General features: G+C 64.0%; 5 protein-coding genes and 2 pseudogenes. 1 reads left to right on the top strand and 6 read right to left on the bottom strand.

Going from position 1 to position 9,287, the window contains the following annotated elements; genetic code table 11:
- Positions 1 to 166: 166 nt before the first annotated feature.
- From Q0K12_RS11870 to Q0K12_RS11855, 4 genes are read right to left on the bottom strand one after another with little or no spacing between them, the layout of a single operon-like run.
- Positions 167 to 1,300, bottom strand: a complete 1,134-nt coding sequence (locus Q0K12_RS11870; protein ID WP_297263183.1) for an ABC transporter permease — start codon at positions 1,298 to 1,300, stop codon at positions 167 to 169.
- Positions 1,297 to 2,421 carry an ABC transporter permease gene (locus Q0K12_RS11865; RefSeq protein WP_297263182.1) on the bottom strand — a complete coding sequence of 375 codons (1,125 nt, stop codon included), beginning with the start codon at positions 2,419 to 2,421 and terminating at the stop codon, positions 1,297 to 1,299. The genes Q0K12_RS11870 and Q0K12_RS11865 overlap by 4 nt, the downstream gene beginning before the upstream one ends.
- Entirely contained in the window at positions 2,418 to 4,187 is a 1,770-nt protein-coding gene (locus Q0K12_RS11860) for an ATP-binding cassette domain-containing protein (RefSeq protein ID WP_297263181.1), read from the bottom strand. Before Q0K12_RS11860 ends, Q0K12_RS11865 begins: the two co-directional genes overlap by 4 nt.
- On the bottom strand, positions 4,184 to 5,185 hold the full coding sequence (locus tag Q0K12_RS11855; protein WP_297263180.1) for an efflux RND transporter periplasmic adaptor subunit: 1,002 nt from the start codon (positions 5,183 to 5,185) through the stop codon (positions 4,184 to 4,186). The genes Q0K12_RS11860 and Q0K12_RS11855 overlap by 4 nt, the downstream gene beginning before the upstream one ends.
- Before the next feature lie 51 nt (positions 5,186 to 5,236).
- On the opposite strand from Q0K12_RS11855, the gene Q0K12_RS11850 reads away from it, so the two are divergent.
- Positions 5,237 to 6,106: a nitroreductase family protein gene (locus Q0K12_RS11850; protein ID WP_297263179.1), complete on the top strand. Its 870-nt coding sequence runs from the start codon at positions 5,237 to 5,239 to the stop codon at positions 6,104 to 6,106.
- A 280-nt stretch (positions 6,107 to 6,386) separates the two neighbouring features.
- Here Q0K12_RS11850 and Q0K12_RS11845 read toward each other — a convergent pair.
- Together Q0K12_RS11845 and Q0K12_RS11840 are read right to left on the bottom strand one after the other, a co-directional pair.
- Positions 6,387 to 6,686: pseudogene (locus tag Q0K12_RS11845) on the bottom strand (flagellin); the annotation flags it as partial.
- A gap of 600 nt (positions 6,687 to 7,286) precedes the next feature.
- Positions 7,287 to 7,865, bottom strand: a pseudogene (locus Q0K12_RS11840) (flagellin); the annotation flags it as partial.
- Positions 7,866 to 9,287: the final 1,422 nt, after the last annotated feature.

Here is a 9,287-nt window from a genome sequence, read left to right as displayed (position 1 = left end):
CTCCCTGCACGGCGGGGAGGGCAGATACCCCCGCCCGCGCGAGGCGAGGGGTTCCCCTTCCCCCCAAAGTAAACTGCAAGAGTGTCAACAGGTTCTCAATGCTACCAGAGGACAGGTACGGCGGCAAGCCGCGCCTCCTCCTTTCTTCCGTCCCGCTTTTCCGTCCTCACACCCGCCGCCGGAACATCCAGACCGCCACGCTCACGCAGACCAGCGCGATGCAGGCGATCTTGCCCAGGCTCACGGCGGCGGCCGCAAGGGAGATATCCTTGAGGAAGACCCCCTGCACGAGGACGGTGAAGTGCGCCACCGGGTTGAACTGGCTGGCGTGCTGGAGGAAGGGCGGCATATTGATCACCGGCGTCACGGCCCCGGAAAGGAGGATGCAGGGCACGCCCACGGTAAAGGCCCCCAGAAAGGCCTGCTGCTGGGTGGAGGAGAGGGAAGAGACCATGAGGCCCACGCCCCCGGAGGCCAGCGCAAAGATCAGGATGGCCACGTAGAGCAGGACGACGGAGCCGGTGAAGGGCACGCCGAAGCCGAAGACCGTGATCAGCAGGAAGATGCTCCCGTGCACCAGGCCCACGAGGCAGCCGGGCATGAGTTTGGCCAGCGCGATCTCCGTCGGCGTGGCGGGGGACACGAGCAGCTGGTCGAAGGTGCCCACCTCGCGCTCACGGGCCACGGAAAGCCCGGTCACCACCAGCCCGAGCATGAAGCTCAGCATGCCGATGAGGTTGGGCAGGAAAAACCACTGGAATTCCAGATTGGGATTGAACCAGCAGCGCCCGGCCACCAGAAGCCGCGGCGTCACGCCGGCCGTGGCGGCAGCCTGACCGCGCGGCGTCTGCTCACCCACCTCCCGCAGCAGGGTCTGCAGATAGTAGGCGGCGATCTGCGCGGCATTGGAGCGGCGGCCGTCCAGGATGACCTGCAGCGTGGCCGTCTCCCCTGCCGCCGCCCGCCGGGAGAAATCCTGCGGGAAGACCAGGGCCAGCAGGGCCCGCTCCTCTTCCACGGCCTGCCGCAGCGCCGCCTCGCTGTCCACGAAAAAGACACGGCGGAAGGTGGGCGAACCCCGCAGGCGGTGCAGCACTTCCGTGGAGAGTTGGCCCGCGTCATGCCGCAGCACGGCCACATCCACATTGCGCACCTCCAGCGTGGCCGCCCAGCCGAAAATGACGATCTGCATGAGCGGCGGCACCACCAGCATGATCCGCGAGACGCGGTTGCTCAGGAGGACCAGCAGTTCCTTGCGGACGATGGCCGCAAAGCGACGCCAGTTGATCGCACCCGTCATACGTCCAGCCTCTTGCGCAGATTGCGGTAGGTCAGGCCCAGCAGCACTGCCGCCAGCAGCCCCATGAAGAAGAGCGCCCGCCCGTAGATCGCCCACACGTCCCCGGCCAGGAAGAGCGTCCGCAGGCTGGTATTGAAGTAGCTGGCCGGCAGCAGATGCGTCAACCACTGCAGGACGGGCGGCATGCTGTTGATGTCGAACACGAAGCCCGACAGCAGCAGCGCCGGCAAAAAACCGGAGAAGAGCCCGGCCTCGGCCGCCACGAGCTGCGTACGAAAGGCCGTGGAGATGAGCAACCCCTGCCCCAGCGCGCAGCACATGAACACCGACGACAAAAGCAGCAGCGCGCCCACCGAGCCCCGGAACGGCACCTCGAACAGCCAGACCGCGGCCAGCGCGCAGACGCCCATGCTGAACATGCCCATGCCGAAATAGGGGATCAGCTTGCCCAGCAGGAGCTGCAAACGGCTGACCGGCGTGGCGAACATGGCTTCCATGGTGCCGCGCTCCCATTCGCGGGCAAAGACCAGCGAGGTCAGCAGGGTACCGATGAGGGTCATGATGACGGTGATGGCCCCGGGCACGAGGAACTGCTCGCTGCGGGCCGTGGGATTGTACCAGAAGCGCTGCTCCATGCTCACGGCGGGCTGCACGGCCTCGGCTCCGGGCGACTGCAGGCTTTGCCAGCGGCTGATGACGCCCTGTCCGTAACTCTGGATGAAGGTGGCGATATTGGGTTCCGTACCGTCCACGATGAGCATGAGCTGCGCCGCCGCGCCGCGCTCCCGGCAGGCGTCGAAATCCTGCCGCAGCACGAGTACCCCCTGTACGCGGGAATCCCGCATGAGGCCCTCGGCTTCGGGCATGTCGTGCACGGTCCGCACGGCAAACCACGGGGAATGGGCAAAGGCGGCCGCCAGCTGTTGCGAGGACGCGCCGCCGCTTTCATTGAGCACGGCCAGCCGCAGGATGCCGGGGTCCAGCGTGATCCCGTAGCCGAACAGAAAAAGAAAGAGCAGCGGCAGGACGCCGGCCACCAGATAGGAAGAGGGATCGCGGACGATCTGCAGGGCTTCCTTGCGCACGAGCGCCCCGAGCTGACGCCACCAGAAGCGGTTCATGCCTGCGCCTCCTCGCGGCGCTGCCGCAGGATGCAGGCGATGAAGGCGTCCTCCAGCGTGGGATCGTCCTGTCCGCTTTCGCGGGCGCAGGCGGCCTTGAGATCGTCCGGCGTGCCCATGCTGATGATGCGCCCGCCGTTGATGCAGGCCAGCCGGTCGCAGTATTCGGCCTCTTCCATGAAATGCGTGGTCACCAGCACGGCCGTCCCGGCGGCGGTGAGAGCAAGGATGTGCTTCCAGAAGTCGCGGCGGGTACGGGCGTCCACGCCGGAGGTCGGTTCATCGAGAAAGAGCACCGGCGGCTCGTGCAGGGTGGCGCACAGCAGGGCAAGGCGCTGTTTCTGGCCCAGCGGCAGGCTGTCCGTCCGGCTGTGCCAGAAAGGCGCAAGGCCGAGGGCCTCGGCCAGACGCGGCAGGCGCTCCCGCTGTTCCCGACGGCTGAGGCCGTAGAGATCGGCAAAGACGCCGACGTTGGCGGCCACGCTGATGTCCGGGTAAAGGGAAAATTTCTGCGCCATGTAGCCCAGGCGGGCGCGCGCCAGACTCCCGGCCCGCAGCAGGTCCACCCCGTCCACCCGGCATTGCCCCGCCGTGGGCCGTGAGAGGCCGCAGAGCATGCGGAAGGTGGTGGACTTGCCTGCTCCGTTGGGCCCCAGCAGGCCGAAGATCTCCCCGGCCCGTACGCGAAAGCTCACCGCATCCGCCGCCACGAACGTGCCGAAACGCTTGGTCAGCCCCTCGGCCACGATGCGCTCCGCCGTCGCTGCCCCACTGTCGGCCGTCGCGGCAGCCCCTTCCTCCGCCGGGCGCCGCCCGTAGGGCGAGGGCGTTTTCAGCATGCCGCCCAGCGCGCTCATATAGGCGTCTTCCAGCCGGGGCGGAACGGCCTCGCCGCCCTCTTCACGCACCCTGCTGTTCAGCCCCTCCGGCGCGTCCGCAGCCAGCAGCAGACGAATGCGGCTGCCCTGCACCACCACGTCTTCCACGCCGTCCGTCTCCGTCCAGCGGGCAAGGCAGGCGCGCCGTTCCTCTCGTGACGGCCGCAGAGCGAACACCCGCCCCCGCACGCGCTCCAACATGGCCTCCGGCGCGCCGGCATAGAGCAGACGCCCTTCATTGAGCATGAGGACCTCCGGACAGCGGGCGGCCTCGTCCAGATAGGCCGTAGACCAGATGATGGTCATGCCTTCACGGCACAAGGTCGTGACCATTTCCCAGAGCTCGCGCCGGGAGAGCGGGTCCACCCCCACGCCGGGCTCGTCCAGCAGCAGAATGCGCGGCGAGCCGAGCAGCGCGCAGGCGATGCCCAGTTTCTGTTTCATGCCGCCGGAAAGACGCCCTGCAAGGCGGCCGGTAAAGGGGGCCAGTCCGGTAAAACCCAGCAGGCGCGCAAAAAGCCCTTCCCGCGCTTCGCCTTCCACGCCGCGCAGGCGGGCATGCAGTTCCAGATTGGCGCGTACCGAAAGATCCTCATACAGGCCGAAGCGCTGCGGCATGTAGCCGATGCTGTTGGGGCTCGTTCGCGCAAGCCGCAGGGCGTCCATGCCCAGCAGCCGCACCGCGCCCGCCGTGGGCTGCATGAGCCCGGCCATCAGCCGCAGCAGGGTGGTCTTGCCCGCGGCATCCGGCCCCATGAGCCCGGTTATCCGCCCGGCACGGATGCGGGCCGAGATTTCGCTGAGGGCCGTCCGCGCCCCGAAGCGCATCCCCAGCCCGTCCAGCTCCACGGCATACGCGGGCTCCGTCGTGCCCTTCTCCGGCCTCATGGCCGCGCCGCCTCTCCGGCGGCAGGCAGCCGCACGCGGACAGGCATCCCCTGCCGCAGGATGCCGTCCGGATCCTCGGCCTGCACACGCACCCGGTAGACCAGCGACGTGCGCACTTCGGCCGTCTCCACATTCTTGGGGGTAAATTCCGCCGAAGGAGAAATGAACCCCACCCGCCCGGGCAGACTGCGGCCGGGCGCGGCGTCGCACAGCACCTCCACGGCCATGCCGGGCCGGATGCCGCCCAGCTGCGGTTCGTCCACATAGACCCGCAGCCAGACCGGTTCCGTCAGGCTCAACGTATAGACCGGCTGCCCCGCCTGCACGATGGCCCCGGCCTCGCGCACCCGCGTCAGCACGACGCCCGCCTGCGGCGCGTACAGGTTCGCGTCCTCCAGCGCGATGCGCGCCAGAGCGTACTGGGCTTCGGCGGCGGCCACCGTTGCCCGCTGGGCGGCTACGTCCTCGTCCCGGTAGCCGGTGCTCACCAGCAAGAGCTGCTCCTGCGCCGCCTTCTGCTTGGCCGCCGCATTGCGGTAGGTGCCCCGGGCATTGTCCAGCTCCTTCTGGGAGATGGCGTTGCCTGCCCGCATGGCCTCCACCCGCTGCAGATTCTGACGGGCATTGTCGGCAAGGGCGCTGGCGGCGGCCAGCTCCGCCCGGGCGGCGGCGATCTCCTCGCTGCGGTAGCCGCTTTCCAGCCGTTGCAGATTGGCCTTTTCCCGCGCCAGCTGGGCCTGCGCCTGCTGCGCCTGCGCCGCCAGCGTGTCGTCATCCAGCCGCGCGAGCAGGTCGCCTGCCCGCACGCTGTCGCCCTCCTCCACCAGCAGGTCGGTCAGACGTCCACCCACGCGAAAGCCCACGTCCACCTGCCGGATCTCCACATTGCCGTAAAAAACCGGGACGCTGTCCCCGCGCAGCACCAGCCGCCAGCCCCCAAGCGCCAGTCCGCCCGCGACCAGCAGCGCCAGTGCCGCCGCTCCCTTTCGTATGCGCATATCCCCTCCGCCCTTGCCGGCGGCTTGCCACCCGGCCTGTTTGGAAGCACAATGGCCTATCATTCACCCCTGCCGAGGAGGTCTCATGATTTCTTTTCCGTCGATACCGCAGCATGCCTGTCCTGTGGGGCCTGCGTCAAGGATTGCGTGGGTCAGGCCCTGACCATGCACGACGGCTATCCCGTCATGCTCCATGAAGAAAAGTGCATCGGCTGCCAGCACTGTCTGGCCGTCTGCCCTGTGGGCGCGGTTTCCGTCCTTGGCCATACGGCGGCGGACTGTCTGTCGCTTGACGGCGTTTTCCCCCATCCTGACAGTCTGACCGCCCTTGTGCGCGGACGGCGCAGCTGTCGCCAGTACCGCCAGGAAGATGTGGATCGCGCCACCCTTGACCAGCTCTTTGCCGCCGCCCAGTACGCGCCCACCGGCGTCAACGCCCGCAAACTCTGGGTCTGCACGCTGGATACGCTGACCTCCCTGCAGGCCTTCCGTGAAGAAGTCTATGCCCGGCTGGCCGAACTTGACGCCGCCGGGGCCATCCCGGATGACCGTCGGGCGCAGGTCTTTCGCGCGGCCCCGCGCCTCTGGCGGGAAAAGCAGGTGGATGTGCTCTTCCGCACGGCCCCGCACTGCGTCATCGTGGCCAACGCCAAGGATGCCCCCTGCCCCATGCAGGATCCGATCATCTATCTTTCCTATTTCGAACTTCTGGCGCACTCCTGGGGACTGGGCACTACCTGGTGCGGCCTGCTCTACTGGTGCATCACGCTCTTCCTGCCCGATGTCATGCAACGTCTGGGTATGCCGGACGGCTACGAGCTGAGCTATTGTATGCTCTACGGCAAACCGGCTGTCCACTATCCCCGCAGCGTTGCCCTGCCCGCCCCTGACGTGCACCGCGTGCAGTGGGCCGGCCGCTAGACGGTGTAAGATTGGGGGAAGGGGAACTCTTCGCTCTGCTGTCGATGCCCGTAAGGCTCCTGCGTCGCCAACGGGCTGTTAACACTATTCGCTGTTTGTTTGGGGGGAAGGGGAACCCCTCCGCCAGCGCTGGAGGGGTTCCCCTTTCCCCCAAGCCCCCCATCCCTTCCCCAGCGCGCTTTTACCGGGGAAGAGTCAGGGATACGAGGCAAGTCCTCCCCTGCTCGCAACAGCCCCAACCCAGCGGCCCCAAAAAAACAAGAGAGAAGAGAACCTCCCCCTACCCCTGCAAGAGTTGCAAGAGCATGTGGGGGAAGGCATTGGCCTGCGCCAGCATGGAGGTGGCTGACTGGGTAAGGACCTGATTACGGACGAATGTCGTCATCTCCGTGGCCACGTCCACGTCCGAGATACGGGATTCCGCCGCCTGCAAACTCTCGGCCTGCACGGTGAGATTGGTCACCGTATTTTCCAGCCGGTTCTGCGTCGCGCCAAGATGGGCGCGGATCTGGTCCTTGCGGACGATGGCGTTATCCAACCGATTCAAGGCCCGCTGGGCAAGCTCCTGCGTGCTGATGGAGATGATATCCCCGTTGGGGTCACCGGGGGCCACGACACCACCACCGCCCGCCGTGGGCATGGCCGTCCAACTGGCCGAAAAATTAAAAACTCCTATTCCTGCAACAACAAGAACCAAATCCTCAGTGACATAATCTATGGTTAGTTTTTCAACAGGATCACGTGTGTTTGGGTTGAAATCCTTTGTGCTCCCCGTATAGCCAAAATTCATGCCATCGACTGTAAAATTATATAAATAATTTGAAGATACATAGTTAAGGAAGGTTCCAGTTCCATTTACTTTGTGGGAGTCATAAACTGCACCGGGAAGAAACCCATTTGATTCAGAATACTCATTACCTATTGGTATATAACTCCATTGATTCATTGGATTTCCTGCAAGAAGCTCCCCTTTTCTATTAAATATCAGAATATCATCAGGCTGGGCGCCATCATTAAGATACAACGAGATGTTTGTTGAGCCTGCCGGAATGATTCCAAAGGAAATAAAACCAGAATTATATTCCACAACTTTTCCATTCTGTACCCTCTCACTCAAAATAGGAACTCCGCCATATCCGGCCCCTCCACCGCCACCAGCACCACCGGCGCCGCCTTCCCGCAGGCCCAGTCCGGCCAGCGTACAATCCCCTATCTCCACATAGTAATAGTCTTCCGCGCTGTCGTTGGCCGTGCCGAAATGCACCTTGAGCGCCCCGGTGGAGGACAGGCCGTCCGCGCTGCCCGCGCCGGTGCCGTCGTGCGGCCCGGAGAGCGAGCCGTCCAGCAGCTTCACGCCGTTGAAATCCGTGGCCTTGGCGATGCGGTCTATCTCCGAGGCCATTTGCTGGAATTCGCTGTTGATGATGAGACGTTGCGTGGAGTCGTAGGTACCGGTGGCCGCCTGCTCGGCCAGTTCCTTCATGCGGATGAGCTTTTCGTCGATGATCTGCAAGGCCCCGTCCGCCGTCTGGATAAGGGAGATAGCGTCATTGGCGTTGCGCGCGCCCTGCCCCAGAGCCTTGATGTCCGCTCGCATGAGCTCGCGGATGGCCAGCCCGGCCGCATCGTCGGCCGCTCGTTCCACCCGCAGACCGGTGGAGAGGCGGCGCACGGAATCCGCCAGCGTGTCGTAATGCGCCGACAGCTGACGAGACACGCCATAGGCCATGAGATTGTGATTGACGGACAGAGGACTCATGCGGCTGCCCTCCCCTGCCCGACGAGGGCGAGCAGATGCACGCGGGCAGACAGAGCTGAGAAATCCACCGCTTCTTTGCGACCGTGCTTAAAACTGCACAGGACAACAGACGTCGGCACGGACAACGCTCCATGTCCACAGCAGTGACCGGCAGGACGGCGGACCGACTGTCCCCGGATGTTATTTATATCAGCAAGAGAGAGAGAGAGAGAGAGAGAGAGAGAGCGGGGATAGGGGGAGAACTTCGCATGACAGCTACTCCGTAAATTGAATCTTCTTTTATGTAAAAAGATTTCAGAACTTCGTCAATATACCTGCGCGCTTGGAATTGCCCTTACGCATGTCTCCCATGCGTCCTCGTCCCCACACAAACGAACCCAATGCAGCAAAATGTCCCCTGACTTCGGTCATATCGCTGCTTACCGAGGGTATTTTTTCATGTCACGCACACCTTTGACGAACTGGAATGGCGTAAAATTTTTTCCCTTTGGCTGCGCCGATAATTTTGCGTCGTAGAGGTGTGGTAAAGGCGGCCACCAGGGAAAACTTTTGAGAAGGCTGGCCAACGGTGAGCGTATGCTACCATCGTTTGGCTGGCTTTTAGTCTCCTACAGAACGGCACCCCTTTTCGCACACTGACCAAGACGAAAAGCCTACGTTTGAAAAACGGCCTTTTAACGCAAGCTGTATTCACTATAACCCAGAAAATAACCTAACCCAGCTATCCAGTTTGCGACCTCGTGTACGAACGCCCTACAAGCCTCTTCCAAAGCCCAAAGAAAAATACAAACCGATGGCAGGTAAAACTCATCCCCTCTGAATAAGATATGCCAGCCTGCGCCAATCAGCCTATCCTCCCTGCCCGCAACAGGAGACCCCCTCTCCACACCTCAAACAAACCAACAGCCACACGCAAGGGACAGCTCTCCAAACACCGTCCCGGGCACCAAGCACTCAGATAGCACGAGACGAATATCCCCAGCCACCCATCCCGCGCTCACAGGCACAGTGCGCGGAATCAGCAAGGGAAAGCCTTTTTCCAGACTTCCGGACATGGAACTTCCTTCCATGCGCAAAAGGTCCCCATCCTGTTTTGCAAGCGTAAGCGCGGCATGGCGCGGAGGAGATCGCCGCCCCGCAGGGGCGGAAGCTCCGACGCCGCCCGGACGCTCGTCCCGCGCTGGGCGCTGGACAGCCGGAGGGCGATGCCCTATGCCGCGCGACAGGGAGGAGGAAAGGGGACTATCCAAACAGGTTTAGAGGCCGTCAAGGATGGCTGCCCCAACGCGGGGTTGGGGGTCGTAGGGGGTAAGGGGCTGCGCAAGCCCCTTATCCCCTGCCCCATCTCTGCTGTCGATGCCCGTAAGGCTCCTTCGTCGCCTAACGGTCACGGCCCTTTCGGGCCGCCATTCGGTCGCCCGC

Source organism: uncultured Desulfovibrio sp. (assembly GCF_944324525.1).
GTDB lineage: Bacteria > Desulfobacterota > Desulfovibrionia > Desulfovibrionales > Desulfovibrionaceae > Desulfovibrio.
Note: the sequence above shows the minus strand (reverse complement) of the source record. Positions and strands in the feature narration are given on the sequence as shown.

Bases quoted from the DNA above. Each gene is read 5' to 3' on its own strand.
- Q0K12_RS11870 (WP_297263183.1), bottom strand. From the start codon at position 1,300: ATGACGGGTGCGATCAACTGGCGTCGCTTTGCGGCCATCGTCCGCAAG.
- Q0K12_RS11865 (WP_297263182.1), bottom strand. From the start codon at position 2,421: ATGAACCGCTTCTGGTGGCGTCAGCTCGGGGCGCTCGTGCGCAAGGAA.
- Q0K12_RS11860 (WP_297263181.1), bottom strand. From the start codon at position 4,187: ATGAGGCCGGAGAAGGGCACGACGGAGCCCGCGTATGCCGTGGAGCTG.
- Q0K12_RS11855 (WP_297263180.1), bottom strand. From the start codon at position 5,185: ATGCGCATACGAAAGGGAGCGGCGGCACTGGCGCTGCTGGTCGCGGGC.
- Q0K12_RS11850 (WP_297263179.1), top strand. From the start codon at position 5,237: ATGGCCTATCATTCACCCCTGCCGAGGAGGTCTCATGATTTCTTTTCC.